This is a genomic window from Sphingobacterium athyrii (assembly GCF_003071065.1).
Lineage (GTDB): Bacteria > Bacteroidota > Bacteroidia > Sphingobacteriales > Sphingobacteriaceae > Sphingobacterium > Sphingobacterium athyrii.
Map to the genome: position 1 here is coordinate 36,436 of NZ_QCXX01000008.1, position 26,752 is coordinate 63,187.

Genomic DNA, 26,752 nt, shown 5'->3' on the forward strand with positions numbered 1-26,752 from the left:
ACTTTGAAATTAAGTTATCTATCGTAAGATACTGCTGAATATCCGCTGAAAAATGCTTCGATCATTTAAAAGGATCTCTCCATTACCTTCCATCAGTGGCAATATTGGCAATTCCTTGCCTTGAGATGTCAGTAATTTTTTCAATGTCAAAGTTACAGTAGCCTCATGTGCGTTTTCTGTTTGAATCGGCAGAATAGACCCAATTTGGCCTTCTAAAAACCCGTATTCATAGTCCGGATAATCATCGAGTGCAATGCGAACAGATTGCCCCTTTTTCACATTTCCGGCTCCCTTATTGGAATATTTTATTTTGACATCTACTTCCTGTGAATTGGGTATCACCCAAATAGTTTGCTCAAGCAAATTTTCGGAATTTCGACCATTTACCAGGTAAATTTTACCTGTCATCGGTGTCGTTGTCGCTTCGCTAGTCCCTTGGCTTTTATTGTAGCTCACAAGCAAAGTATCCCCTGGCTTGACCATTTGTCCATCTTTGACATAGAATTGATACTCTTGGTCGGCGTGATTACGTTGGATCGTCACCTTTCCCGGTTGTTGTCTCGCTTGCACCACCACGGATCCTTGTATACTATCTGGAAATCGAATATGCGAAGAGATAAATGCACCGATAATGGCAACGATAAATAACACAGTAATACCCCAACGGATAATCCAAGGAGGAATTCTTCCTACGATTTCCTCCATCTCATTGCTTACTGTGTCTAGCGATCTATTTACATTTGGCATAATATATGGATTTAAGCAGCTCCTAATTCTAATTGGTTTTTCACCAATTCATAATAATACCCCTTCTTCTTGACCAGCATTTCGTGATTGCCTTGTTCCACAATTTCGCCCTTGTTCATCACGATAATCTGATCTGCATTTTTTACGGTGCTCAATCGATGAGCAATGACGATCACAGTTCTCCCTTTATAAAATTCGTCCAAATTTTCCATAATCACTTTTTCGTTATTGGCGTCGAGCGCACTCGTTGCCTCATCAAAAAAGAGGTATTTAGGATCTTTATAGATTGCTCGCGCGATAAACATACGTTGTTTTTGTCCGCCGCTCAAACCTGATCCGGCATTTCCGATTCGCGTGCTATACCCCAATGGCAATCGGGCGATATCATCGTGGAGATTCGCTAACCTAACAGCATCCCAAAGTTTATCCTCTTTAATCCGTTCACCATCGACAGCAATATTTCTTGCTATAGAATCTGAAAATACAAATCCTTCCTGCATGACTGTTCCACAGCTATTCCGCCATAATTGTGCTGAAAGATCATTCAGATTAATACCATCTACCAAAATTTCACCCTCAGCTGTGGGATAGAACTTTAATAACAACTTCATTAAGGTCGTTTTCCCACTACCACTTGCACCGACAATAGCTGTAACCTTTCCTTTCGGTATATGCACATTCAAGTTTTTCAGTACCAATGGGCTTTTGGGAGAGCCATATCGAAATGACAGATTGGATAATGTGATCCCGCCTTCATTCGTGCGAATATTTTTTAGGAATTGCGTATGATTGATATACAACGAATCGGAACCATCTACTGGTTGCCTCGGAAAGGCATTGTCATTGAAACCAATCAAATCTTCACTATTTTCTTCCTCTGGTCTATCATGGATTTCTCCTAATCGGTCTAAACTTATTTTTGCATCCTGTATGCCTTTAATAAATTGTATAATTTGATTTAAAGGGCTATTCATTTGGCCTACGATATAGGATATGCTCAGCATGACACCTAATGTAATCTCCTGATTGATTACAAGCATTGCAGCGGTATAACTAATGACAATGTTTTTAAGCTGTGTAAAAAATGTCGCACCTATTTCCTGATATTGTTCAAGGGCCAAGCTCTTAATATTTACCCTGAAAAGTTTAGCTTGTACACGTTCCCATTCCCAACGTCGAGCCTTTTGACTATTGTACAATTTAATCTCCTGCATTCCAGTGATTATTTCATAAAGACTGTTTTGATTTTCCCGAGAACGTTGAAAACGGCTATAATCAATATCCCTTCGCCTTTTTAAAAAAATCACAATCCATAAGATGGACAACACACTCCCGATAGCGAATATGAAGAGAAGCTGTGTATTATACATCGCAAGAATAATTGAAAAGACAATCAAATTAATCACAGAAAAAAGTGTACTCAATGTTGATCCGGTCAAGAATGTTTCTATACGATGATGATCGTTAATTCTTTGTGTAATATCGCCAACATTTTTAGATTCGAAAAAGTTAATCGGCAACTTCATCAACTTGATCAGAAAATTGGAGATTATACTGATGCTTATTCGTGTACTGACATGTAGCAATACCCAATTCCGTATTAAATCCACAGCAATTCCTCCTGTAAATAAAAGAAGTTGCGAAAACAATACTAAATGGATAAAATTCACATTTTTGCGTGTCACCCCGAAGTCGACCAAACTCTGTGTTAAAAATGGGAAACACATGCTGATGAGACTAGCCAACAACATGCCCATAATCAATTGTATGAAGTAACGTTTATAAGGTTTAAGGTAAGAAAGTAAGAAATTGAAACCCGTTTTCTTAACACCGTTATTTTCTCTATCTTCATAAAAAGACGCTGTTGGCTCAAGCAGAAGCGCTATTCCTTTATTGTCAGAGCTTATCCAACATTGTTCAAAGATCTTCTTTTCTAAACGAACCAAGTTATGTCCAGGATCACCTAAGACAACTTTCTCTACAGACCGAAATGCATTTTTCTTTTCAATATCGTAAAGGACAACGAAATGCTCTTGATTCCAATGTAAAACACAAGGAAGAGGGACTTGCTCCGTGAGTTGTTCGTAAGTTAACTTGGCTACGATGGTTTTAAAGCCGATCTTCTCAGCAGCTTCACTTAATCCTAGCATACTTACCCCATTCTTTGTGATGTAGGAATTTGCTCTAAGGTAATCTAAATCATACTCTTTACCATGATAAGCAGAAACCATGCGTAGACAGGTCGGACCACAGTCCATGTAATCCAATTGTTTATAAAATTTAAATTTCTTTCCGAAGAGTCCCATCTTAGTATAATGAAATATCCAATTTTAACGTTAATATTTTTCTATTTTATACTGCCCATTGTCGGCCAATTCTGACATACGCTGCCAGAATCTTTGTCATCGCCTTCTTTATACCTGCCACCATGGAGCTCACTGCCATCTATTTCTTCAATAGTTTTATCAGCATGAGGATCATTCGTGATACCTAAGTTCCTTAATTGTTCAAGGTTTAAAGTTGATTTTTTCTTATTATGCTCTTTACGTGCCATATTAATTTGATTTTATAAAGTTGATTTATTAAAGAGACGAATCGTTAAAGAGATCCGTCAGATTTGTTTTCCCAGATATCGCTGGTCCGGGCGTATGTATCGGTGCCTTTGGCTCCCGATAACCTCCATAAAGAACTTCTGCCTTAGCATTCTCCAAAGCAAGCTCTTCACATTCTTTTAGTTTGCTTCGTTGCTTTTTTGTAAAAACTCCTTTGAATAAATTCATAACTTAATTTTATTGATAAAGTAATACTAGTAACCTTCGACGCTATTTCTATATTTCTTTCAATGGAAGTCAGGCTATAGTCCCAATCGACCTCTTTCTTCGCTATTGGTATCGGTCGTACTCTTTCGATCACTATTCATTGTTTTACCAAATTTATACCCGATGGTCAGACGAACCCGACGCGTATCATTGCGACTGCTGCCTGTGAATCGTACCGGGACAAAATCACTCCCCCAGCGTTGTACCTGCCCTAAGAAGATATCGGATACATCCACTTTCACGAAGCCTTTTTTGGCAAGGAACTGTTTACGAATCCCTAAGGAAACATTGGATAATTCGTCTACCCAATTCACGCCGGATATGATATCCCCACGATAGAAAGCACTTAAATCCATATCCCAGTCCTTACCTAAGCTAAAGATATTGTTGGTCTTCAGGTTGGGATAAGTATTTTTCCTACGCACAGTCTGTTGTGTAAACGGATCCTGAATATTGTTAAGTTGACGATAGACACCAATTGTATTATAGGATTGCCAGAATTTCCCGATTTTAAATGGTACGGATAGGTTAAGTCCCAATAATTCCCTTTTAGAAAAGTTCGTCACCATATTGGTATAAAATAATTTATCCTCGTCGTAAGTGATCTGTGATGAAATAGCATCCTTAATATGTTCGTATTCCAAAGACAAGCTATAGTTTTTAAAGCGATGTGACCAACCTATCAAATTCGAATATTCGGGTTTTAAATGAGGATTTCCTGCTTGGGCACTGTAAGTGTCAAAATATCGAGTATATGGAACTAATAGATCATAGTTTGGACGGCTAATGCTTGCGGAATAGTATAATGCTGTACTATATTGCGGTGATACGGTAAAATCCAATCGTACCTTTGGAAACAAGTTCCAGTAGGAAGAATCCTGTCCTTCTTTCACCTGATAAGAAGTATTTTCTCCACGTAAACCCACTTGTAGTTTTAGAAAATCCGTTAGTTCAGTATTATAATTTGCATATAAGGCCAAAATATTCTCCTTATAGCCCAATACCGTGTTTTCCTCCTCCATATTGGTTCCACTTCTATTGTTTTCGTGGCTATTGTTTTTTGTATTGGTATATTTTAGACCTAATTCCAGTGATTGTGTTTTACTGAACGCCTTCCTATAGTTGGCCATTCCGGTCCAAATATCATAATTGGCCTTAATATCATTGAGGATCTTGCCTTCTGGATCTGTCTGGGGTAAAAAGTTTTGGCTTTGGCTATTCTGATAAGCGGTATAATTTCCCGATAGATCAAAGGTAGAACCCAGGTCATCCAATTTAAAATTGTACAACAAATTGTAACTATTGAATTTGGTTGTAATATCTATTTTAGAATTTATCGGAGTGAAAGTTTCACTTTCAGGCTGATACTCTTTCAATCGCGTATCCATTGTTCCATCTATATCAATATCGAAATTCATTAAACTAAAATCGAAATCAATGTTTTGCCTGTCATTCAATTGGTATCCCAATTGTGCAGAAAGATTCAGTGGTTTGACTTTTCCACCCAGATCTTTATCCGATTTAACTTGACCAATTTCATCCTTGCCCTTATATACATAGCGATTAAATCCGCCAACTTCCAAGTGACCATTATTGGAATAGCCACCAGATAGGTTAAGGGAGAACTTATTTTTATTGTAATATAAACCGAGGTTACCACCGGAGTGAAACTTCTTCCCTTGAGCGGCATTCAATGTGATATTTCCTCCCCAAGAATCTGTACTCGTCGTATTTTTGGTATAGATCTCGATCACACTATTTGCTTCGGCATCATATTTTACCGAAGGATTTGTAATGACTTCGATGCGGTCTATCTGATCTGCTGGAATAGATTCCAATAGGTCTTTGATGGAAGCATTGGGTAACTTTTTGCCATTCAGAATAATCAGAACACCGCTTTTCCCCTGTACCTCAATACCCTCATTGCTGACTGCTACCGCAGGTGCCATTTTTAAAAGATCGTATACATTATTGCCGGCCGCCAGCACTGAGTTAGCCACATTCATCACCACCCGATCTGATTTTTGGACAATAGGTTGCCGGCGATTGGCGGTTATTGTTACGGTTTCGAGCTGATTACTTGTTGGCGTAAGTGTAATCTGTAGAGTACTATCTCTGTCAACTGTCAGGTGATATATTTTCTCCTGATAACCGATCATCGAGATTTTAAGTACATATTTACCCGAATTTATCGCCGAAACTTTAAAGTTTCCCAAAGCATCTGTAATTCCACCCTTTAGTATAGTGTGCTGTTCTTCATTTTCTACACTATAGGATGCGTATGCAAGTGCGGTATTTTTATCGTCTGCAACATGTCCATTCATGGTGATTTTTTGTTGTGCCATCACCGAGGTTGACAGAAAGATCGTTGAAAAAAGTATTAACTTATTCATAAATTTCATTGTTATTCTGTTAAATTCGTATACTCAATTATAATAAGGCACACCCTCAATTACAATCCTTTCTTAATCGACTTTTAGAGATAGGTATTTGTCAGCTTTAAAAATTTCTCTAAGACCACTCTTTTTTTTGAATTTTCATCAAAATTATAGACACAATAATCCTTATCCATATTTTCCAAAGCGACCTGAGAGCAACCGCCATTACATATTGGTAATATCGAACACGATAAGCAAGGTTTATTTTTAAATTTAGCATCGAGCCTTTTATAGTATGTTTCATTCCAGATTAAGCTTCCATTTTCATCTATAAAACCTTCGCTATTACCGGATTTAAAATCTCTGGCTGTACATTTAAAAAGTTCGCCGTTGTAATTAATAACCGCATGGTTATTCTTATCTGCGTAGCAAGAATTTCTCAAATTGTCTGGCAGTCCACCTATCAAAGCATTTAGTCCCTTGCCTCTAAAATACTTTATTAAGGATGAAACAGTATCTTTAAGAATTTCAGTGTTCTCTTCTTGCCAGACTTTGTGAAAGGTTATCGATAGATAATCTCTATCCTTTATAGGCATATCGAGAAAATCTTGGGCTATATTGGCTACACTAGGTAAGTTTTTCTTGGTATAATTGATTCGCAATGTTGTTTTACGCTGGTGTGCACATAATAGTTTTATATTGGAGACAATTTCATCATAAGATCCGCGCTTGTCATTAACGAAACGTACCGAATTGTGCTCCTCTCTTCCTCCATCCAATGTAATCTGAAAGTTAGTAATATCAAAAGGTTTAAGTGCATTTACATTTGCACGGTTTATTAAAAAACCATTTGTAGTAAAACCATTATCAAACTTTACCCCAAACTTTGAACAATGTTCGCTGGCGAACTGAATGATCGGCATAATAACCCGGTCAAAGTATAAGAATGGCTCACCACCAAACCAAGCTATATGAAATCTCTCTATTTTAGATGTAGCATTTATCTTATTTTCAATAAGAACTTTGATCTTTTCAATTGTTTCAGATTCCATCTTAGACTTTTTCTCATGGGACTCATAACAATACCAACAACTAAAATTGCAATTCATGGTTGGGTTAATAGTTAAATGAAAAAATGTCTCATTTTTAAGATCTACTTGTTCACGTATAGCGACGACTTCCCGAAACTCATCATAATCATCCTCTACTATAAATCCTTTTTTATGTAAGGCTTCAAACAGGGACGGGTGTAATTTTTCTAAACCTGCAAACTCATCATGATCGCGACTCGCGTCTATCAATTCTTTTATAAGTGGATTGATATACAAAAACTGATTCTGCAAAGCATTATACAAGACAAATTTATCGGTATAAGCTACTGTTGTATTAAATCGGCTAAACTTCATATGATCTTTCGTTAAAAAGAAGAGCATTCTAACTAAATACTCTTCTTTTTAAAATATTATTACCAACAAACAATATTTGTAGTTTGGTCGCCTTTATCCGCACCGGATAGAGATGCAAACCCACCTTCAAGTTTCTCCTGATCAATGCTTGACAATTTTTCTTCAGTCAATTGCTCATCTAATTGTTCAAGAACTGTTTTTTTAATGTTTTCTTTCAATTCTTCATTGGTCAATTTCTTTTCTTGTGACATCACGTTTAATTTTAATTGATAGTTCTTACTTGGTTGAGGCTTCAGATTTCCCCTTGCAATTCCGTATTGCTTGAACAAAGATGTTTTATAAAACTCTCCATTAAAAATCGATTCGACAAACAGTCTATTATTTTCGATGAACATACTGTTAATTTCGAATAGAAGTCTTATTTAAAATATTCTGATCAATCGGTCAGCTATCTTATATCAAAAGATAATTTATGTAATCAGGATAATAATATATTTATATATTTGCCGAATACAATTTTTACAAAATACTTACTAAGCCCAAGCCTCAAATTATACAAACGATGAAGCACTTCCTAAGCAATCTAAACTATTTAAGCTTTCTACTACTCTTGCCTATTGGCCTTCACGCCCAAGAAAAGACAAACCTATCAGGCCGGGTCATCAATCAGCAAGGCCAGCCTCTACCCTATGCCACCGTACTCATTCGCAACTCTACACAAGGGAGCGTCAGCAATAGCGGTACCACCGATGAAAAAGGCATCTATCAATTCTCAGTAGCTGCCGCTGATAGTGCCTATATTGAGGTCAGTATGCTCGGTTATGTCAAAAAAAATATCGCTATAGCAGCAAAACAAAGTACGAGGATACAGGATCTTGTGCTAAGTCCCGATCCACATGTATTGACTGAGGTTGTCGTTCAGGCACGAAAAAATAAAATTACCCGCAAGATCGACTATAGTGGTCAATGTCGAGCAGAATTCGGCCGTTGCAGGACGTTCTTCCATAGCCCTGTTTTCCACCTTGCCGGGGGTATTTGTCCAGAATGGGCAAATCTCTGTTAACGGTGTTTACGGTACTCGGGTCCTCCACCAAGGTGGGCTTACCCGAACCATTCTCCCCAATAATAAAGGTCACTGGGGACCTAAACCGTAATTCATTCAAGTTTAATATTGAAGCAATATTAAACGGATATGCTATTCGATCCTCGATTGATTTTGTATTTTTTATGGAGTGAATGTAATACATAAAATCTGATAGCAATGAAATACTAAACTTCTCTGAACGCCTTTAAAACGTAATAGATCACCGGAATAAAAATAAATCCCATTGTCAACGGAAAAAACCATTCGCCCAGCTCATCTGAAGTCCCGGCTGCATTTGGAATGGTCTTGAAGCTGATTACACCCAAAATAACAACACTAATAAATTTCAGATACCGCATCATACGACTTGCATTGGCATATTGCCGAAACGCATTTTCTTTCGTTATCTTAACCGGATAGTTGAAAAGATGTGGAAATCTATTCACGATGGTCATGCCAACAAATAGTATTGTGGCGATAACCGGCAAAGCTAAAATAGTTTCTTTTCCACCAAAATTATCCGCTTTTCCGGATGTATTATAATGAACGGGAATAGTCTCTGGTAGCTTATCATAGTTGACAGCCATCAGATACCATAATGCAAATAAGGACAAGCAACCCATTAATTCCAATATTTTATCCCCTAGTGTCGGTATGAGTTTTATGCGTGGTCTTTTTTCCATTTTGAAGTTGATTACGCCTACATTGATTTGGTTTAATAAGATCGAATTCAACTCGATTTTATACTTACTAAGTTAAGAAACATACGATAACAATACAATGGAACAAGCTGGGTGCTAACTTATCCGATATCGCAGTGATATCGAACTAATACCTTGTTAACTATTGCGCCCGCATTAGCTTTATAAAAATCGGCGTCGGGCATAAAAAAAGTGAAGCGGTTGCCCGCTTCACTCTTCCACACAGCGTTAATAACTATGTTGATAACTGTATTTTATCAGGATTTTGCTATTTCGATTATTCACAGTCTGTTAATTCAGCTGTTGAATAAGCTCTAAACAATTAAAAACCAACACTTTTCAAATTTAATCCCATACGCTCATTCAATCCGAACATGAGGTTCATATTCTGTATGGCTTGACCAGATGCTCCTTTCAACAAATTATCAGTCGCATTTAAGATTAGCAACTTATTCCCATGTTTCTCCAAGTGGATAATACTTTTATTGGTATTTACCACTTGTTTGAGGTCAATATTGCTCCGGCTAACGTGCGTAAATGGATGTGTGGCATAATAGCCTTCGTACAATTCGTAAGCTTGCTCCTCCGTCAAATCGGAATCAACATAAATCGCTGAGAAAATTCCCCGAGTAAAGTCACCACGCTGTGGTACGAAATTTATTCTTTCTGCCGCACGTGCTAATAATGAATCATCAGACGCTGGCAAAAATCCATTTTGCAATTGATCCAATGACTCCGAAATTTCCTGTAGGTGTTGATGCTCGAAAGACTTGTATGCAGAAAGATTGTTGTTACGCCAAGAGAAATGTGTGGTCGCCCCAGGCTTCTGTCCGGCACCGGTAGACCCCGTTGTCGCATTAACGTGAATCTGATCTGGCAACAAGCCCTTACTTGCCAACGGCAATAATGCCAATTGAATGTTTGTTGCAAAGCAACCCGGATTAGCAATATACTGCGCAGATTTGATCGCTTCCTTGTTTAGCTCCGGAAGTCCATAAACAAATTGCTGTCCTTGATAAGCGGTATTTGCGCGAAGGCGATAATCTTGCGAAAGATCAATAATCTTTACAGATGCCGCAACTGGATTCGTATCCAAAAATTTGCGTGCATCGCCATGCCCAACACATAAGAACAATACATCAATATCGGAATGAAAATCAGAAGAGAAAGTCAGCTCAGTATCTCCAAATAAATCATTGTGTACTTCATATAATTTGTTTCCAGCGTTGGAAGCACTATTGGCGAATATAATCTCCACCTCAGGATGGTAGATCAAAACGCGCAATAATTCGCCACCTGTATACCCTGCTGAACCAACGATTCCTACTTTTATCATTTTTTAGTATTTAGATGTGAGATATGAGCCTTTGGCGGTTCAGGTCAAAGACTTACCAACTATCTCCCTTTTTTAATTTTGACTTTTTACTTATTGTTTACTTTATGCCAGATTATAGTTTGATTTCCAAAAATTTTGGAGAAGCCTTTCACATCATCACCAGTATAACCTTTATTCATCTCCCCGTAACTACCGAATTTATTGGACATTAAATCATGCTCCGACTCAATACCAATCACAACAAAACGATAAGGGTGCAATTCAACGATCACACGGCCCGTTACAGTGTCCTGTGAAGACTGTAAGAATGCTTCAATATCGCGCATGACAGGATCGTGCATTTGTCCTTCGTGCATATAATTTCCGTAGAAAGCAGCGATTTGATCTTTCCAGGATAATTGCCATTTGGTCAAAGTATGTTTTTCCAGAGTGTGATGTGCCTTAATCAAAATGACTGAAGCGGCTGCTTCAAAGCCTACACGACCTTTGATACCGATAATTGTATCACCTACGTGAATATCGCGACCGATGCCATAAGGTTGAGCAATCGCCTGCAATTCCTGAATGACTTTAACAGATGACATGTTCTCACCATTTAAAGCAACTGGCTCGCCCTTTTCAAAATCTATTGTGATTTGTTGGGGTTCTGAAGATGTCACTGGCGTGGGCCAAGCTGATTCGGGTAGATATTGGTTGGATGTCAATGTTTCCGCCCCACCTACAGACGTACCCCAAAGGCCTTTATTGATCGAATATTTAGCTTTTTCGGCAGAATATTCAACACCATGTTTATTCAAGTATTCTATTTCCGCTTCGCGGGATAACTGCAGATCACGGATAGGTGTGATAATTTCAACCCCTGGGATCAAGGTCTGGAAAATCATGTCAAAACGTACCTGATCATTTCCGGCCCCTGTAGAGCCATGTGCAACACATTCAGCACCGATTTTCTTTGCATAGTTTGCAATGGCAGTCGCCTGACATACGCGTTCAGCGGACACTGACAGCGGGTAAGTCGCATTTTTCAGCACATTACCAAAGATCAAGTATTTAATAGTTTCGCGGTAATAGTCTGCTGTTTCGTCAATCGCCGTATGTGATTTTACGCCTAATGCATATGCACGCGCTTCAATCGTCTTCAATTCTTCATCCGAAAAACCACCTGTATTTACGACTACGGAATGAACCTCCAAACCTAAATCTTGCGTAAGATAAATACAACAAAACGAAGTATCTAATCCTCCGCTAAATGCTAAAACTACTTTTTTCATTGAGATAAATTGTTTTTTATTGCAGTGAAACTATTATCAACCAATCCGGTTCTATTTGAGCCTTAGGCTAACCGTCTCATCGCTGTTCATTATTTATTTTCAATGGCTGCTACGCCAGTTGACATGCTATGTATGATTTTTGCGGAGAAAGATGGGTGACACCCGGTTTCTCCTGTTAAAGTTATTAAAATCCTTTTGCAACTTTATTATGCTTTGGGAAATTGACCGCAATGAATTTATTGGCCGATTTCCAGAACTTTGCCTGAATACGTTTTAACAAGGATTGTTTTTGTGTGATTCGCTCCAAACGCTCCTTTGCTTCATGTTTACGCTGGATCTTTTCTTTCAGCTCACGTTCTTTTTCCTCCGGATCCCAGAGCATGGCCGTACACATACAATTCTTACGGTCTTTGCTCATTAAAATTTCATAATTCACACAACTCTGACAGCCTTTCCAAAATTCATCATCGTTCGTCAATTCTGAATAAGGTACGGGTTCGTATCCAAGTTCTGAATTAATTTTCATGACGGCAAAACCTGTGGTCAAACCAAATATCTTTGCTTTGGGATATTTTTCACGAGACAGATCAAATACCCTTTTCTTAATGGCTTTTGCCAAACCTACCTTTCGAAATTCGGGATTGACTATAAGTCCAGAATTTGCAACGTAATCGCCATGGCCCCAAGTTTCAATATAACAGAAGCCTGCCCATCGACCGTCTCTATGTAAAGCAATCACTGCTTTACCTTCATTCATTTTGTTGGCAACATACTCTGGTTTACGACGTGCAATACCAGTACCACGAGCCTTTGCAGACTCGAACATTTCGTTGCAAATAACCTCTGCATAATGTGCATGCTCAGGTTTAGCCGGAATAATTAAAAAATCTGATATAGTCATTGACTTACGACCCTAATAATAAAACAACAACTACTGTCGTGTTTTGTTACTGAATAAATTAAAATAATGGATTCAAAACCATCGGACAATCATGGCCTTGTTTGGAAGATTCACTACCTCAAATCAAGCCCGAGGTAGTATGGGTCGTCGGAAGCGTAAAACAGGTATTTCTACGAAAATGAAAGCACAAAACACCTTCCTCATAAACTTCTCAAAAGTTTGAGTATAAGAATAGTCGTTCTTTTTGCTCTGTTTCATTTTATTTCTCTGTCAATTTGTTTCTGACGTTGCAAATGTATAAAAATATTTTTTTCTTTTCCACAATATTATCATGGATTTTTTGCAAAAATCAAAAAATTACAATCAGGCATCAAAATAGGCCTGTACCCTTCATTTTCAAGTAATTAATTATTGACAACCCCAGTCTACCCCTTAGCTTCAGACGATATTAATTTGACAATAAAATCGATAAAGGTTTAAGGCTTTATCAATTGATAAGGGGAGTTTTTTCCACGGGTTCGTTATTTTTGGACAAAAACGATACTTTTGTATACATCATTTAGAGGAAAATAGCATGTCACCGAGTTTAATTTTCTATATTATTTTTGCTGTACCTTATATCGTCTTTATGTATTGGCTTGTCAAACAGGACAAACGTAAATATGCCTGGGGACTCGCAATCATTACTGTGGTTGCTATACTTGCCATCTATGTGTCGCAAAAAGCGAGCAAAGTTGCGATGGACAACTATCAACAACATCAGATCGATTCCAGAGAAATCGAACGTGAAGAACGTTTACAAAAACAGCAGGACAGCATCAATCATGCTCAACAATAAAAAAGCGGCAATGCTGCTTTTTTATTGTTGTCATACTCTATCAGTTTAGTGGTCGATCCCTTCCAGTTTAAACAAAAAAGCATATTCTAGCGCGATCTCCTTCAAATAGTCAAATCTTCCCGAAGCGCCACCATGTCCATAATCCATATCTGTCTTCAAGAACAAAACAGACTTACCCGTTTTGACAGTACGTAATTTTGCCACCCATTTGGCGGGCTCAAAATATTGAACTTGGCTATCATGTAGTCCAGTGGTAACCAACATATTTGGATATTCTTTCGGTTCAATATTCTCATAGGGCGAATAACTTTTCATATAAAAATAAGCATCCGACTCATTGGGATTGCCCCATTCATCATATTCATTCGTCGTTAATGGTATTGTCTCATCCAACATGGTATTCACAACATCCACAAAAGGGACTTGAGCTATGATACCATGATATTGCGCTGCAGCAATATTCGCAACAACACCCATCAATAATCCACCTGCGCTTCCTCCTTGTGCATAAAGGTGGTTTGGAGAAGTGTAGCCCTGTTCAATAAGATGCCTTCCACAATCCACAAAATCATTAAAAGTATTCATTTTACGCATCATTTTCCCATCCTCATACCACTGACGTCCCATTTCTTCGCCACCACGGATATGTGCCAGTGCATAAATAAATCCACGGTCCAATAAACTCAAGCGATTGCTGGAAAAACTAGGATCCATCGATGCACCATAGGAACCATAGGCATACTGTAATAACGGCGCTGTGCCATCTAATTTGGTCCCTTCCTTATAAACGAGAGAAATAGGCACTTTTACACCATCCCTTGCGGGAGCATAGATACGCTCAGTCTTATAAGCTGCCCGGTCATAGCCGCCCAGAACTTCCTGCTGCTTTAGCAATACTTTGCTCCGATCCCGCATGTTATATTCGTAGACGGAACTTGGCGTCACCAAAGAGGTATATCCATAACGCAGACTTTCCGTATTGTATTCGACATTTATCCCCGGATATACCGTATAGGCCACCTCTCCAAAATCCAAATAATGCTGTTCCAGACTGCTCAAATTATAGATCGCCAACTGGGTCAATCCATCTTTTCGTTCGGCTATTGCCAAAAAAGACTTAAACTCTTCAATGTCACTCACCAGCACATCTGGACGATGTGCCAAGAAAGTAGTCCAATGTTCGCGCCCCGTTTTGTTTAACGGACATTGCATCACCCGGAAGTTAATAGCGTCATCATTGGTCAGTATCAAAAAACGATCTTCCAAAGGGACTATGGTATAAAGCACATCCTTCCGGCGTGGTTGAAAGACCTTAAAATCATTATTGGGAAGATCGGCATCCAACAACCATATCTCGGAGGATAGGGTACTTTCGGAACTGATGATAATGTATTTACAATTTTTCGATTTACCGACCGCGATGTAATTTGTATTATCTCTTTCTTCATAAACACATACATCTGCTGAAACGTCCGTGCCCAGTGAATGCCGCATAATTTTTTCACTCAGTAGTGTTACTGGATTCTTCGCTGTATAAAACAGTATCTGGTTATCATTCCCCCAGATTGCAGTACCTTCCGTATTAGCAATCCGATCAGGGTAAATCTCACCTGTCTCCAGATTCTTAATGTATATGGTATATTCCCTTCTGGAAACTGTATCCACACTAAAAGCCAGCAAACGATTGTCCGGACTAATTGAAAACCCCTTAGCAGTATAATAGGCATATCCTTCCGCTAGGTTGTCAATATCCAATAATAATTCTTCGTCGGCATCCAAACGACCTTTCTTACGGCAAAACTTAAAATATTGATTCCCCTCCTCAGTTCTGCTGTAATAATAATAACCGTTCTTAAAGTAAGGTACGGTCTCATCCTTTTCCTTGATCCGGGATTTCATTTCCAGAAATAAGTCTTCCTGAAAAGATTCCGTATCTTTTAGCATTGCAGTGGTATAGGCGTTTTCTTCGTTCAGATAATTGATCACTGCCTCCGATCTGGGCCCCTTTTTAAAATAGTCAATCATCCAGTAATAGTTATCCACGACGGTATCACCATGGATCTGTCTTTTATATGGATGTGTTGCAGCTATCGGCGCTGAAACTTCCGGCCATTGTACATTATTGTTATGTTGCATATACGCTATAAATTCGCTAAATATCGTCTTTCTAATTAAAAAAAACCGCTTATTATATTTTCGTTCCTCATAATCGCACGATCTCCCAAAGGGACTCAATTTAACGCATTTATTTAAACATATCAAAACGATATTTTAAATACGGCCGACTGGTTTTAGGCCGTCCTATGATTTTTCATATCTCGCAATACACATCCTTTCGGTCTATCCCGTTAAGGGCACGAAAAGTCACTTTTAATAAAAATTAACAATTCATCAGAGGCATAAATACTATCTTTGCTACAATGCTAGGAGAAAATTGCATGAATTTAAAGAAATCATTATATCTGATTGCCTTGGGCGTGTTGCCGGTAATCTCGTTTGCTCAAAGTGAATCTGTACCTCCAAATTGGTACAACCTGGATTACCAAACGGATGGTGTCATGGGAATCAGTACGGAGAAAGCCTATAAAACTTTATTAAAGGGAAAAAAATCAACTCCTGTCATTGTTGGGGTTTTGGACGGTGGCGTGGATGTCTTTCACGAGGATCTGAAGGATGTCGTTTGGATCAACCCAAAGGACAGTCTTACCAATGGGAAAGATAATGATGGTAATGGCTATATCAATGACAAGTACGGCTGGAACTTTATTGGCAATGCCGATGGGAAGGATGTTCAATTTGACAACCTGGAACTTACGAGGCAATTAAGGATTTTAGATAAAAAATTTGCGGGTGTCACCCCTACGACAGAACTGAATGAAGCCGACAGGAAAGCTTTTTTGGTCTATCAAAAGATGGTCGTTAAGTACAAGAACAAGCTAGAAGAAGCCAAAATGGGGCAGTTTTCCTATGATGCCCTTAAACGCAACTTAGACGCTGTGGTTCGTGAAATAGGTAAAAAACCAGCAGAAATCACCTTGACCGATTTAGAGAATTTCAACCCAAAATCGAATAATCAACGTATCGCACTTAGTTATGCGAAAGATGAGATTCAAACCAACGGTTTTGTCAAGTTTTTTGATGATATTACGGAGGGTGCAAAATATTTCAACAATCAGGTGGAATACCATTTGAACAAGGAATACGATTCCCGTCCCATTGTTGGCGACAATTACGAGGATGCCTCCGAACGTTATTACGGAAATGCCGATGTGAAGGGGCCTGATGCACTTCATGGCAGCCATGTGGCCGGTATTATTGGCGCCAGTCGCAACAACAACATTGGCATCAATGGCGTTGCAGACAATGTCAAAATTTTAGCTGTACGTTTGGTTCCGGACGGTGATGAACGCGATAAAGATGTCGCAAATGCAATCCGTTATGCAGTAGACAATGGCGCAAAAGTGCTCAATATGAGTTTCGGAAAAAGCTATGCACACAACAAGCAGACCGTGGATGAGGCCGTTAAATATGCCGAGTCCAAGGATGTCTTATTGGTACATGCAGCGGGGAATGACAGTGAGGATAATGACGTGGAACCAAATTTTCCGATGAAATACTACACCGATGCAAAGGGGGATACTACCGGTATCGCAAACAACTGGATCACCGTGGGCGCAACGGGCTTATATCCGGACAACGCACTTTTAGCCGATTTTTCCAATTATGGCAAAAATTCAGTTGATGTATTTGCTCCCGGTGTGCAGATCAATTCCACTATTCCAGATTCGCAGTATAAAGAAGAACAAGGAACAAGTATGGCTGCTCCTGTAGTCGCCGGACTGGCAGCTATGATACGCTCCTACTATCCGAATCTCTCAGCTGTGGAAACCAAACAGGTCATTTTGGAATCTGTGGAAAAACCGGTGGGAATGGTTCAGGTCAAGGTAGGTGAAGATGCAACAAGAATGGTCAAATTAGCAGATATCTCTGTCACTGGAGGAATCGTTAATGCATATAATGCGATTCTTAAAGCTGAAGAATTTAGTAGTAAAAAGAAAAAATAAATATTATTCTCGTTTTTTGTATACCAAAACCATCTTTTGTCCGTTTAATTAATTAACTTACAGGGACAAAACTCAAGATGCTTATGGTAGAAAACTTTACCCAATCAGAAAACGAAGTTCAAAATTTGCTAACCCAAAACGAGAAGGTAATGACTGACGAGGATATAGAAAATGAATTGAAACTTCAATTACCCAAAATGTTGCTTAATCCAAGCAAAAAATGTATTGCGAATATCATGGAATATTCCAAACAAATGGAAAAAAGAAAGGCCTAATCCAGAGATTAGGCCTTATTTATAGAAATAATATCAGCTTTTTTCCTTCCTATTATCTAAGCAGATAAGTACCATACCGTATTCCTAAAATACCCGATAGACTTTAGTGCGCACGCCTATTATCGCAATCCATTTGTATTCCTAATTAATCCGCTCGATGAGCCGTGTGTAAGCGTTAAGTTTTCTTTTTTGATAGAAATTTTGGCTAGTTTTGGAGTGATGTTAAAACAAGAACGATACAAAGCTTTTGTGGAATATTTTTCCAAAAATAATCCGGATGCGCAGACAGAACTCAACTATAGTAATCCGTATGAATTGCTTGTCGCTGTTATTCTATCGGCCCAATGTACCGACAAGAGAATTAATCAGATCACGCCGAAGCTATTCGAACGTTACCCCGATGCACATACTTTAGCCGCTTCAAGCGTCGATGAAGTATTTACTTATATCCGCTCGGTAAGCTATCCAAATAACAAAGCCAAGCATCTTGTCGGAATGGCACAAATGCTTATTGAAAAATTTAACAATATCGTGCCTGAGCAGATTGAGGATTTGGTCAAGCTGCCCGGGGTAGGTAGAAAAACCGCCAATGTCATTTCGTCTGTTGTCTATCATAATCCTGCAATGGCAGTCGATACGCATGTATTCCGTGTGGCTAACCGGCTTGGCTTAACCTACCGTGCAACAACTCCATTGGCGGTAGAGAAACAATTAGTCAAAAATCTCCCGAAAGAGACCATTGCTGTTGCGCACCATTGGTTGATCTTGCATGGACGATATATTTGTCTGGCCCGAAAACCACTTTGCGAAAAATGCCCGATTACTTATATGTGTAAATACTTTGAGAAAACCCATCACATAAAAAGTGCTCCAAGCGCGACAGAAACAAAAAACTAATTTTTTTAGTGGAAATATTTGGTTTATTCTTTTTTATTTTTAATTTTGATAAATATATACTAAAAATATGAGCAACACAGATAAATTAAAAGCGTTACAGCTGACGTTAGATAAATTGGAAAAGAGCTTTGGAAAAGGTTCGATTATGAAATTAGGAGATACAGCTGTTGAGCCTATCGAGGCGATTTCTACAGGGTCCTTAGGATTGGATATCGCTTTGGGAATTGGCGGTGTTCCAAAAGGACGTATCATTGAAATATATGGACCTGAATCTTCGGGTAAAACGACATTAGCGACGCACATTGTTGCTGAAGCACAGAAAAAAGGCGGTATTGCAGCAATTATTGATGCTGAACACGCTTTTGACAAATATTACGCACAAAAGCTTGGTGTTGATGTTGAGAACTTATTAATTTCTCAACCTGATAATGGTGAGCAGGGATTAGAAATTGCAGACAATTTAATCCGTTCAGGTGCCATCGACGTCATTGTTATTGACTCTGTAGCCGCATTAGTACCTAAAGGTGAGATTGAAGGTGAAATGGGTGATTCAAAAATGGGTCTTCAAGCCCGTTTAATGTCTCAGGCTTTACGTAAGTTGACGGGAACAATTTCCAAAACCAACTGTTGCTGTATTTTCATCAACCAATTGCGTGAAAAAATTGGTGTGATGTTCGGTAACCCTGAAACAACAACAGGTGGTAACGCATTGAAGTTCTATGCTTCTGTACGTTTGGATATCCGTCGTACATCGCAGATTAAAGATTCTGACGAGGTATCCGGTAACCGTGTTAAAGTTAAAATTGTAAAAAATAAAGTCGCACCTCCATTCCGTATTGCGGAGTTTGATATCATCTTTGGGGAGGGTATCTCAAAAGTCGGTGAAATCATTGACTTAGGTGTTGAATATGGTATCATCAAAAAAGCGGGTTCTTGGTTTAGCTACGGTGAAACCAAATTAGGACAAGGTAGAGATGCCGTAAAAGCCCTATTGTTTGACAATCCAGATCTAATGGACGAACTTGAGGCAAAAATCCGTACGGAAGTAACAGGAGAAGATCCTATGCTTCATGTAGAGGAAAATGAAGACTAGTTGCTGTAAAAATTAGTATAATGTAGGTGGCCATCCTTTAGGGATGGCTATTTTTTTATCCGCTCCCCTCATATAGTCACGATTAAGTTTAAATGATTATTTTGTTACATGTCCAAACTTTTGAGTTTGTACTGTAAGATTTTAGTATTTTTAGCACAGCGAACATAAATCGCTGACTTCATTCTAAACTTAATTTTGAAAAATGAATCATAAGCTCATTGTATTTATATTGGTCCTTTTCGGATCAATATTTCATCTCAGTGCACAAAAAATCCGTGTGCTTTCCTTTAATATTCATCATGGAAATCCCCCCTCAGAAAAGGAATCTGTTGTCAATCTCGATACCATCGCTCAAATTATTAAAAACAGTAATGCGGACCTAGTCGGTTTGCAAGAAATTGATGTCAACCTGGCGCGATCCTACAATGAGGATCAAGCGAAAAAATTGGCTGAACTAACGGGAATGCACTACATTTTCTCAAAAGGAATAGATCTCGAGAAAGGTGAATATGGTACTGCGATATTGTCAAAACATCCGATAGAACATGTAGAAAAGCATTTTCTTCCTTCTCCGGTCGAAAGTGAACAACGAAGCTTATCCATTGTTGAAGTGCGTATCAACAAAAAGAAAATCCTATTTGCAAACACGCACCTGGATCTAAAAGACAACAACAAAATCGCACAGGCAAAGTTCATTACATCTCGTTTTAAAAATGAAAAACGACCTATTATCCTGGTCGGCGATTTAAACTCCGAACCCACTGATCCTGCGATTAAAGAGCTCGGCACCTTATTCACAAAAACAACGAGCCAAAATGGTTTTACTTTTCCGCAAGATAAGCCAAGTACCGAAATAGACTATATTATGGTCAACAGCGCCTCACATCCCAAGTTCGCCAACCACCGCGTTCTAGAAGAAAAATATGCGAGTGACCATCGACCATTATATGTTGAAATCGACATTAAATAACCCCTATGAATTTTAATAGAAGAAGATTTTTAGAAGCGCTAGCACTCGCGGGAATTACACTACCCAACATTAGCGTCGCTAAAGAAAAAGCAACAGAAAATCCGGAAGGAGATTTTAATTTTATAGTGCCCGCTTATTTACAGAATCAGACGGCAACCGGCATCAGCATTTTTACGATTCTGAGTAAACCCGCCTTGGCCTGGCTGGAAATCCTTGACAGTGCCGGTAATGTACAGCAAACGATCCACCAATCCGAAGATGGTATGATCAATGCAAATACAGATTTCTTTCGCTTCACTATCGATGAAGCTCCCCGATCTTTCCGCTATCGTATCCGGGCAAAGGAAATCCAAAAATTTGATCCGTATAAGATTGTCTATGCGCAAGAAATCCAAACACCAATCTTTGAGGCTAAACTAGCAAAAAACGATCAAGAGCAAATCCGTTGCCTGGTCTACAACGATGTTCATGAAGAAAAAAGTAGCTATCGTGATCTTGTACCAAATCAAGATAGCTCAATCTATGATTTCTTTGTCCTGAATGGGGACTCCTTTCACTATGTGAGCAATCAGGAAGATATTACAGAAAAATTATTGAAACCCATCGAATTCTTCGCCATGGAGAAACCTTTTATTATGAACCGTGGCAACCATGAAACGAGGGGTTCTTTCGCCCGTCATTTCAAACGGTACTTTGGTTATCCCAATAATAAATACTATCAAGCTTTTAAAAGAGGTCCTATTTTCTGGATCATGCTGGACAGTGGTGAAGATAAACCTGATAACCATGAAGTATATGCCGGTACCGTAGATTACGACAATTACAGGAAGGAGCAGGCAAAGTGGCTCGAAACTGTCTTACAGTCCAAGGAAAGAAAATCCGCACAACATACAGTTGTGATCAGCCATATCCCGATATTCCATTCAGACGATTGGCATGGCACATTACATAATCGGGAATGCTTCCATCCTTTATTTCAGAAATACAAAATAGATGCGATCGTCTCAGGGCATACACATCAATACGGATACTACCCCGCAGATAAAGATCATAATTATCCAGTATTTATCGGTGGTGGGCCGAAAGCCGGCAAAAGAACAATTATTGATATTTCGGGATCTGCGAAATCATTAGCCATCCGGATGACGCGTGACGATGGAACCGAACTGGGGCAGTTTAAAAAATAAAAAGGCAGTCCAGTAATGGACTGCCTTCTTTGGATATAACCGTTCTGATTGGCATCAGCTTTATACAAAACCTTACCCATTCGAGCGGACAATCCTTTAGGTATTTTTATTCGCCTTTTTCTAAGAAAGGATATCTATAATCCGTATCCGGATTGAATGTTTCTTTGATTGTACGCGGAGATACCCAACGCAACAGGTTGATCATAGATCCAGCTTTGTCGTTTGTACCTGAACCTCTCGCACCACCAAATGGCTGTTGCCCTACCACAGCACCGGTACACTTATCATTCACATAGAAGTTACCGGCAGCATGTCTTAATTTATCCGTAGCTAAATTAATGGCATAGCGGTCTTGTGCGATAATAGAACCGGTCAATGCATAGATCGAGGTTTTATCAACGATATCTAATGTTTCCTCGAACTTAGCGTCCTCATAAACGTATACGGTCAATACCGGTCCAAACAATTCTTCAACCATTGTTTCATAATCTGGCTTTGAAGCTTCAATGATCGTTGGATGAATGAAGTAGCCTTTGGACTTATCATAAGTACCGCCCACCACGATCTCTGCCTCAGTAGACTCTTTCGCACGATCGATGTATTTCGCTAATTTATCAAAAGATTTCTCGTCGATAACCGCATTGATAAAATTTGTAAAATCTTCTGTTCCACCAATTGTAAATGACTTCACGTCGTTAGTCATTGACTCTTTTAATGCTGGCCACAATGATTTTGGGATATATGCACGTGATGCTGCCGAGCATTTCTGACCTTGATATTCAAATGCGCCACGAACCAAGGCTGTATTTGCTGCTTTTAGATCCGCAGAAGGGTGCACAACGATAAAGTCTTTACCACCTGTCTCACCGACAATGCGTGGATAAGTTTTGTAACGGTGGATATTGCCACCGATTGTTTTCCAGATATCCTGGAATACACCTGTTGAACCAGTAAAGTGGATACCGGCGAAATCAGGATGTTGGAAAATCACATCACCAGCATCTGGTCCCGAAACATAGACTAAATTGATGACACCGTCAGGAAGTCCCGCTTCACGGAAGATTTTCATCAACACGTTTGCTGAGTAGATCTGCGTATTGGATGGTTTCCATACAACAACATTTCCCATCATGGCAACACATGATGGCAAGTTACCGGCGATAGCTGTAAAATTGAATGGAGTCAATGCAAACACGAAGCCTTCAAGCGGACGTTGTTCCACACGGTTCCATACACCTTTGCCAGATACAGGAGGCTGTTGCTTATAGATTTCACTCATGTATTGCACATTGAAACGCAAGAAATCTATGATCTCACAGGCAGAGTCAATTTCTGCTTGATATGGGTTCTTCGATTGCCCCAACATTGTTGCCGCATTTAACTCATAACGGTATTTCCCTGAAATCAATTCAGCTGCTTTCAAGAATACTGCCGCACGGTCTTCCCATGCTAGATTTTCCCAATCCTTTTTAGCCGCCAAAGCAGCATTGATTGCATCTGTTACATGAGATTTCTCACCTTGATTGTATTGACCTAAGATATGTTGGTGGTCATGTGGAGGAGCTATTGTTACTTTTTTAGAAGTAGTCACTTCTTTACCGCCAATATACATTGGGATATCAATTTGTTTCGAACGTGCCTCATCAATTGCTGCTTTCAACAACTTACGTTCTTTCGTTCCAACAGCGTAAGTATACACCGGTTCATTTGCAGGAACAGGAACTGTAAAAAATCCTTTAGACATATTACAATTATTTATTATTCAACTTTTTAGCATCATACTAAATGGTGCCAACAGAAGTAAAAATACCTTAAATTTTATGAATACCCAAAGTTACTCTCCTCCTTTGAGCACCTTGGAAAAGATACGTTTAAATTTTTCCAATTTCGGTTTAATGACTAATTGCAATAAGGTTCCTTCCCATTTAACCTATAATAATCTTGATGATAGTCTTCTGCGGGGTAAAATTATACTTGCGGGAACAACTTCCATTACAATGGGTTCTTGGTAAACTTGCTCCTTAGTCAGCGTCCCAATATAAAACTGTACTTTATGCAGTTGCTTCTTACTATGGACAAATATAGCCGAACGATATTGTGTCCGGCAACAAATCACAAAAACTCATGCCGTCTTAACCCTGTATCCCTTAAAGTAAAGAAGCGACAATAATAATCTTATTGTCGCTTCTTCTTGTACCTATTTAAATGATCAATTATTTTGCTGCAGCATAATTCTGTGCTACGGCATCCCAATTGATAACATTAAAAATTTCTTCCAAATAAACCGGACGTTTATTTTGGAATTTCAAGTAATACGCGTGTTCCCAAACGTCGATACCTAAAACTGGTGTTCCTTTTACCTCTGCGACATCCATCAATGGATTGTCTTGATTCGGAGTCGAAGTCACCGCCAATTTGCCATCAGCACCAACGATCAACCATGCCCAACCTGATCCAAAACGTGTAGCACCAGCAGCCTGAAGTTGTTTTTTCAATTCGTCAAATGAACCGAAAGTAGCATTGATCGCTTCTGCCAATTCACCTGTAGGAGCTCCGCCAGCATTTGGACCTAAAACTTTCCAAAACAAAGAGTGGTTGTAGTGACCACCACCGTTATTGCGTACTGCTGCTGAATATTTGCTCACATTCTTTATAATATCTAATAAAGATAGGTTTTCTGCATCTGTTCCTGCGATAGCCTTATTTAAGTTGTCCACGTATGCCTGATGATGTCTGTCATGGTGGATTTCCATTGTAGTCTTGTCAATATGCGGTTCTAATGCGTCGGCTGCGTATGGTAACGCTTCTAATTCAAATGCCATATCTATTTTAATTTAAATGTTTATTACTTCGTTTATGTATACAAATATAACACAATATAGCCTGTTATGTTTTTATGTGTTACAATAAATTCAATATTTCGTTAGCGTTTTTGACGAAAAAATGATTTTACCAAATCGGCACATTCTTCCTGCAAAACACCTTGGGTAACGACGGTCTTCGGATGTAAAATCTTATCATGAAAATGGGAATAACCACGCTTTTCATCCTTCGCACCGTAGACAATTTTACTGATATGTGTCCAATATGCCGCCCCGGCACACATGATGCAGGGTTCAATAGTCACGTACAATGTACAATCGTCCAGATATTTTCCACCAAGATAATTTGCTGCTGCTGTAAAAGCCTGCATTTCGGCATGAGCTGTGACATCATTCAAGCGTTGGGTAAGATTATGTCCTTTACCAATGATGCGTCCCTTATGCACGATAACTGCACCAATAGGAACCTCCCCTTCTTCAAAAGCTTTTTTTGCTTCATTTAATGCCATCCGCATAAATGATTCATCACTATCTATTAATTGTGTTCCTTCAAAATCTATAAATGTCATGCCACAAACTTAGCTAAGTTTCGATCCATTTGGTAATTTCCTGTCCACAGAAGTCAAAATAATATCTCCACGCTCATCAGCAAATCCTGTCACCAAACATTCGGAGAAAAAATTGGCAATCTGTTTCTTTGGGAAATTCACGACTGCAACAATCTGCTTTCCGATCAATTCTTCCTTCTTATAATGTACTGTTATCTGGGCGCTACTTTGTAATATTCCGATTTCGTTTCCAAAATCAATTTTCAGCTGATAAGCTGGTTTTCTTGCTTTCGGAAAATCCTTTGCATCCAAAATGGTCCCTACCCGTAAATCTACTTTTTCAAAATCTGTCCAGCTAATGCTGTCACTCATAACCTATTGCTATTAATGTCCTGAATTTCCTTACCAATTGTGAATATAATATAAGAGGGTTTGCGTTTTAAACGCGAAGAGAGTTTATGAACCAATTTATCCTCCTCACCTGCTTGAAAAGCTAAATCTTCGTCGCTTAAATGATTGTACTTGCGACGGAGTTTTTCTTTGGCAACTTGCCATTGTTCTTCGTTAATTTTCAGCATAACTATGATTTAGGTACAAAATTTGTATATCTTTATCAAACTTGTGAAAGTTTGTTTAAAGATACAATATATACATAAATAAAAGATTATGAAAAAGATTTTACCAGCATTACTCTTGATTTGTGGTAGCGTAGGAACGGCACAGGCCCAGCTTTTGCCTGGATTTGAGGTCGGTTTAAAAGGCGCTTTGAACTTCTCAAAGTTTAAAAGCGACGGCAAATATTTCAATTCAGACAATAAAGCGGGTTATCAGGCAGGTCTTTATGGACGTGTTGGTGTCTTGGGATTCCACGTTCAGCCCGAGATCTACTTAACCGGGAAGAACACCAAAGTAACGAATTCCGAAGGAGAATCGACAGACGTTAAATTCACAACGGTCGATATTCCCGTGTTATTGGGTAAACGTTTTGGCTTAGGGCCAATTGGAGCCAGAATTCAAACTGGTCCGATCTTCTCATTTAAAGTAGATGACAAACAAGATAAGATCATTGCCAATTTAGATCCAAATAACTACAAAAAAAATGGCACAGCATGGGCATTTGGTGTAGGTGCTGATATCTCAAGCCTACGTGTAGATGTACGTTACGAGATGGGCTTGAATAAAGTTAACAATGAAAGCCAGGCAAATCCAAAAATCAATATGTGGAGCATTGGTTTAGGCTACAGATTATTCAGTATTCTGTAGTTTATAAAACCACTGTTCATACTATATTAAAAAGTCCGTTTTTATCCAAAACGGACTTTTTATTTTAAGAAAATTTAGAACCGTTCTAAATTATTCCTTTTTCTTGTCAAAATGGTATCATATTTAATAGCAAATAGTAGATTTGCCTAATT

Annotated in this window: 27 protein-coding genes; 9 read left to right on the forward strand and 18 right to left on the reverse strand. The window is 38.8% G+C overall.

The features are described 5' to 3' along the window. Positions 1-18 precede the first annotated feature (18 nt). From DCO56_RS23425 to DCO56_RS23455, 7 genes are all read right to left on the reverse strand, one after another. Positions 19-747, reverse strand: coding sequence for a biotin/lipoyl attachment domain-containing protein (locus DCO56_RS23425; protein WP_108636149.1), 729 nt, complete (start codon positions 745-747; stop codon positions 19-21). 11 nt (positions 748-758) lie between these two features. Beyond that, entirely contained in the window at positions 759-3,053 is a 2,295-nt protein-coding gene (locus DCO56_RS23430; RefSeq protein ID WP_108636150.1) for a peptidase domain-containing ABC transporter, read from the reverse strand. A gap of 41 nt (positions 3,054-3,094) precedes the next feature. Next, entirely contained in the window at positions 3,095-3,301 is a 207-nt protein-coding gene (locus DCO56_RS23435; protein ID WP_108636151.1) for a hypothetical protein, read from the reverse strand. Positions 3,302-3,329: 28 nt separating this feature from the next. After that, positions 3,330-3,527: a hypothetical protein gene (locus DCO56_RS23440; protein WP_108636152.1), complete on the reverse strand. Its 198-nt coding sequence runs from the start codon at positions 3,525-3,527 to the stop codon at positions 3,330-3,332. Positions 3,528-3,601: 74 nt separating this feature from the next. Further along, a complete protein-coding gene (locus DCO56_RS23445) occupies positions 3,602-5,959 on the reverse strand; it encodes a TonB-dependent receptor (RefSeq protein ID WP_181390661.1) in 2,358 nt (785 codons plus the stop codon). An 83-nt stretch (positions 5,960-6,042) separates the two neighbouring features. Further along, positions 6,043-7,350 (reverse strand): radical SAM/SPASM domain-containing protein, encoded by a 1,308-nt coding sequence (locus DCO56_RS23450; RefSeq protein WP_181390662.1) that lies wholly within the window; start codon positions 7,348-7,350, stop codon positions 6,043-6,045. A 59-nt stretch (positions 7,351-7,409) separates the two neighbouring features. Further along, complete coding sequence (locus tag DCO56_RS23455; RefSeq protein WP_108636155.1) at positions 7,410-7,745, reverse strand: hypothetical protein; 336 nt, start codon at positions 7,743-7,745, stop codon at positions 7,410-7,412. 167 nt (positions 7,746-7,912) lie between these two features. On the opposite strand from DCO56_RS23455, the gene DCO56_RS23460 reads away from it, so the two are divergent. Continuing rightward, the gene (locus tag DCO56_RS23460; protein WP_108636156.1) at positions 7,913-8,413 is read left to right on the forward strand and encodes a carboxypeptidase-like regulatory domain-containing protein; all 501 of its coding nucleotides are present in this window, start codon (positions 7,913-7,915) and stop codon (positions 8,411-8,413) included. Between the two features lie 206 nt (positions 8,414-8,619). Here DCO56_RS23460 and DCO56_RS23465 read toward each other — a convergent pair whose 3' ends face one another. The 4 genes from DCO56_RS23465 to DCO56_RS23480 all read right to left on the reverse strand — a co-directional run bounded on the left by DCO56_RS23465 (position 8,620) and on the right by DCO56_RS23480 (position 12,643). Further along, positions 8,620-9,117, reverse strand: coding sequence for a DUF1648 domain-containing protein (locus tag DCO56_RS23465; protein ID WP_108636157.1), 498 nt, complete (start codon positions 9,115-9,117; stop codon positions 8,620-8,622). A 340-nt stretch (positions 9,118-9,457) separates the two neighbouring features. After that, the gene (argC, locus tag DCO56_RS23470) at positions 9,458-10,471 is read right to left on the reverse strand and encodes an N-acetyl-gamma-glutamyl-phosphate reductase (RefSeq protein ID WP_108636158.1); all 1,014 of its coding nucleotides are present in this window, start codon (positions 10,469-10,471) and stop codon (positions 9,458-9,460) included. Positions 10,472-10,557: 86 nt separating this feature from the next. Then, the gene (argG, locus tag DCO56_RS23475; RefSeq protein ID WP_108636159.1) at positions 10,558-11,742 is read right to left on the reverse strand and encodes an argininosuccinate synthase; all 1,185 of its coding nucleotides are present in this window, start codon (positions 11,740-11,742) and stop codon (positions 10,558-10,560) included. A gap of 184 nt (positions 11,743-11,926) precedes the next feature. Next, entirely contained in the window at positions 11,927-12,643 is a 717-nt protein-coding gene (locus tag DCO56_RS23480) for a GNAT family N-acetyltransferase (protein ID WP_077438076.1), read from the reverse strand. Positions 12,644-13,217: 574 nt separating this feature from the next. Here DCO56_RS23480 and DCO56_RS23485 point away from each other — a divergent pair. After that, positions 13,218-13,481, forward strand: a complete 264-nt coding sequence (locus tag DCO56_RS23485; RefSeq protein ID WP_108636160.1) for a hypothetical protein — start codon at positions 13,218-13,220, stop codon at positions 13,479-13,481. A 45-nt stretch (positions 13,482-13,526) separates the two neighbouring features. On the opposite strand, the gene DCO56_RS23490 is transcribed toward DCO56_RS23485, so the two are convergent. Continuing rightward, a complete protein-coding gene (locus DCO56_RS23490) occupies positions 13,527-15,617 on the reverse strand; it encodes a S9 family peptidase (protein WP_108636161.1) in 2,091 nt (696 codons plus the stop codon). A gap of 302 nt (positions 15,618-15,919) precedes the next feature. Here DCO56_RS23490 and DCO56_RS23495 point away from each other — a divergent pair, with 302 nt between their 5' ends. The 6 genes from DCO56_RS23495 to DCO56_RS23520 all read left to right on the forward strand — a co-directional run bounded on the left by DCO56_RS23495 (position 15,920) and on the right by DCO56_RS23520 (position 21,967). Next, on the forward strand, positions 15,920-17,545 hold the full coding sequence (locus tag DCO56_RS23495) for a S8 family peptidase (RefSeq protein ID WP_108636162.1): 1,626 nt from the start codon (positions 15,920-15,922) through the stop codon (positions 17,543-17,545). An 83-nt stretch (positions 17,546-17,628) separates the two neighbouring features. After that, the gene (locus tag DCO56_RS23500) at positions 17,629-17,820 is read left to right on the forward strand and encodes a hypothetical protein (RefSeq protein WP_146191123.1); all 192 of its coding nucleotides are present in this window, start codon (positions 17,629-17,631) and stop codon (positions 17,818-17,820) included. Between the two features lie 219 nt (positions 17,821-18,039). Further along, complete coding sequence (gene nth, locus DCO56_RS23505) at positions 18,040-18,717, forward strand: endonuclease III (RefSeq protein ID WP_108636163.1); 678 nt, start codon at positions 18,040-18,042, stop codon at positions 18,715-18,717. Between the two features lie 67 nt (positions 18,718-18,784). Next, positions 18,785-19,810, forward strand: coding sequence for a recombinase RecA (recA, locus tag DCO56_RS23510; protein WP_108636164.1), 1,026 nt, complete (start codon positions 18,785-18,787; stop codon positions 19,808-19,810). A gap of 202 nt (positions 19,811-20,012) precedes the next feature. Continuing rightward, positions 20,013-20,780, forward strand: coding sequence for an endonuclease/exonuclease/phosphatase family protein (locus DCO56_RS23515; protein WP_108636165.1), 768 nt, complete (start codon positions 20,013-20,015; stop codon positions 20,778-20,780). A 5-nt stretch (positions 20,781-20,785) separates the two neighbouring features. After that, positions 20,786-21,967, forward strand: a complete 1,182-nt coding sequence (locus DCO56_RS23520) for a metallophosphoesterase family protein (protein ID WP_108636166.1) — start codon at positions 20,786-20,788, stop codon at positions 21,965-21,967. 106 nt (positions 21,968-22,073) lie between these two features. Here DCO56_RS23520 and pruA read toward each other — a convergent pair whose 3' ends face one another. The 6 genes from pruA to DCO56_RS23550 form a co-directional block, all read right to left on the reverse strand. Then, entirely contained in the window at positions 22,074-23,711 is a 1,638-nt protein-coding gene (gene pruA / locus DCO56_RS23525) for an L-glutamate gamma-semialdehyde dehydrogenase (protein WP_108636167.1), read from the reverse strand. Between the two features lie 186 nt (positions 23,712-23,897). After that, on the reverse strand, positions 23,898-24,083 hold the full coding sequence (locus tag DCO56_RS23530) for a peptide-methionine (S)-S-oxide reductase (protein ID WP_245935908.1): 186 nt from the start codon (positions 24,081-24,083) through the stop codon (positions 23,898-23,900). Between the two features lie 97 nt (positions 24,084-24,180). Continuing rightward, complete coding sequence (locus tag DCO56_RS23535; RefSeq protein WP_108636168.1) at positions 24,181-24,789, reverse strand: superoxide dismutase; 609 nt, start codon at positions 24,787-24,789, stop codon at positions 24,181-24,183. A 101-nt stretch (positions 24,790-24,890) separates the two neighbouring features. Continuing rightward, positions 24,891-25,358, reverse strand: a complete 468-nt coding sequence (locus tag DCO56_RS23540) for a nucleoside deaminase (protein ID WP_108636169.1) — start codon at positions 25,356-25,358, stop codon at positions 24,891-24,893. Positions 25,359-25,367: 9 nt separating this feature from the next. After that, positions 25,368-25,709: a tRNA-binding protein gene (locus DCO56_RS23545; RefSeq protein ID WP_108636170.1), complete on the reverse strand. Its 342-nt coding sequence runs from the start codon at positions 25,707-25,709 to the stop codon at positions 25,368-25,370. Beyond that, positions 25,706-25,915, reverse strand: a complete 210-nt coding sequence (locus DCO56_RS23550) for a hypothetical protein (RefSeq protein ID WP_108636171.1) — start codon at positions 25,913-25,915, stop codon at positions 25,706-25,708. Before DCO56_RS23550 ends, DCO56_RS23545 begins: the two co-directional genes overlap by 4 nt. 88 nt (positions 25,916-26,003) lie before the next feature. On the opposite strand from DCO56_RS23550, the gene DCO56_RS23555 reads away from it, so the two are divergent. Then, entirely contained in the window at positions 26,004-26,600 is a 597-nt protein-coding gene (locus DCO56_RS23555) for a porin family protein (protein ID WP_108636172.1), read from the forward strand. Positions 26,601-26,752 lie beyond the last annotated feature (152 nt).

Bases quoted from the DNA above. Each gene is read 5' to 3' on its own strand.
- DCO56_RS23520 (WP_108636166.1), top strand. From the start codon at position 20,786: ATGAATTTTAATAGAAGAAGATTTTTAGAAGCGCTAGCACTCGCGGGA.
- recA (WP_108636164.1), top strand. From the start codon at position 18,785: ATGAGCAACACAGATAAATTAAAAGCGTTACAGCTGACGTTAGATAAA.
- DCO56_RS23500 (WP_146191123.1), top strand. From the start codon at position 17,629: ATGGTAGAAAACTTTACCCAATCAGAAAACGAAGTTCAAAATTTGCTA.
- DCO56_RS23550 (WP_108636171.1), bottom strand. From the start codon at position 25,915: ATGCTGAAAATTAACGAAGAACAATGGCAAGTTGCCAAAGAAAAACTC.
- argC (WP_108636158.1), bottom strand. From the start codon at position 10,471: ATGATAAAAGTAGGAATCGTTGGTTCAGCAGGGTATACAGGTGGCGAA.
- DCO56_RS23445 (WP_181390661.1), bottom strand. From the start codon at position 5,959: ATGAATAAGTTAATACTTTTTTCAACGATCTTTCTGTCAACCTCGGTG.
- DCO56_RS23555 (WP_108636172.1), top strand. From the start codon at position 26,004: ATGAAAAAGATTTTACCAGCATTACTCTTGATTTGTGGTAGCGTAGGA.
- DCO56_RS23535 (WP_108636168.1), bottom strand. From the start codon at position 24,789: ATGGCATTTGAATTAGAAGCGTTACCATACGCAGCCGACGCATTAGAA.
- pruA (WP_108636167.1), bottom strand. From the start codon at position 23,711: ATGTCTAAAGGATTTTTTACAGTTCCTGTTCCTGCAAATGAACCGGTG.
- DCO56_RS23485 (WP_108636160.1), top strand. From the start codon at position 13,218: ATGTCACCGAGTTTAATTTTCTATATTATTTTTGCTGTACCTTATATC.
- DCO56_RS23460 (WP_108636156.1), top strand. From the start codon at position 7,913: ATGAAGCACTTCCTAAGCAATCTAAACTATTTAAGCTTTCTACTACTC.
- DCO56_RS23480 (WP_077438076.1), bottom strand. From the start codon at position 12,643: ATGACTATATCAGATTTTTTAATTATTCCGGCTAAACCTGAGCATGCA.
- DCO56_RS23450 (WP_181390662.1), bottom strand. From the start codon at position 7,350: ATGAAGTTTAGCCGATTTAATACAACAGTAGCTTATACCGATAAATTT.
- DCO56_RS23490 (WP_108636161.1), bottom strand. From the start codon at position 15,617: ATGCAACATAACAATAATGTACAATGGCCGGAAGTTTCAGCGCCGATA.
- DCO56_RS23465 (WP_108636157.1), bottom strand. From the start codon at position 9,117: ATGGAAAAAAGACCACGCATAAAACTCATACCGACACTAGGGGATAAA.
- DCO56_RS23440 (WP_108636152.1), bottom strand. From the start codon at position 3,527: ATGAATTTATTCAAAGGAGTTTTTACAAAAAAGCAACGAAGCAAACTA.
- DCO56_RS23435 (WP_108636151.1), bottom strand. From the start codon at position 3,301: ATGGCACGTAAAGAGCATAATAAGAAAAAATCAACTTTAAACCTTGAA.
- DCO56_RS23515 (WP_108636165.1), top strand. From the start codon at position 20,013: ATGAATCATAAGCTCATTGTATTTATATTGGTCCTTTTCGGATCAATA.
- nth (WP_108636163.1), top strand. From the start codon at position 18,040: ATGTTAAAACAAGAACGATACAAAGCTTTTGTGGAATATTTTTCCAAA.
- DCO56_RS23455 (WP_108636155.1), bottom strand. From the start codon at position 7,745: ATGTTCATCGAAAATAATAGACTGTTTGTCGAATCGATTTTTAATGGA.
- DCO56_RS23495 (WP_108636162.1), top strand. From the start codon at position 15,920: ATGAATTTAAAGAAATCATTATATCTGATTGCCTTGGGCGTGTTGCCG.
- DCO56_RS23425 (WP_108636149.1), bottom strand. From the start codon at position 747: ATGCCAAATGTAAATAGATCGCTAGACACAGTAAGCAATGAGATGGAG.
- DCO56_RS23540 (WP_108636169.1), bottom strand. From the start codon at position 25,358: ATGACATTTATAGATTTTGAAGGAACACAATTAATAGATAGTGATGAA.
- DCO56_RS23545 (WP_108636170.1), bottom strand. From the start codon at position 25,709: ATGAGTGACAGCATTAGCTGGACAGATTTTGAAAAAGTAGATTTACGG.
- DCO56_RS23430 (WP_108636150.1), bottom strand. From the start codon at position 3,053: ATGGGACTCTTCGGAAAGAAATTTAAATTTTATAAACAATTGGATTAC.
- argG (WP_108636159.1), bottom strand. From the start codon at position 11,742: ATGAAAAAAGTAGTTTTAGCATTTAGCGGAGGATTAGATACTTCGTTT.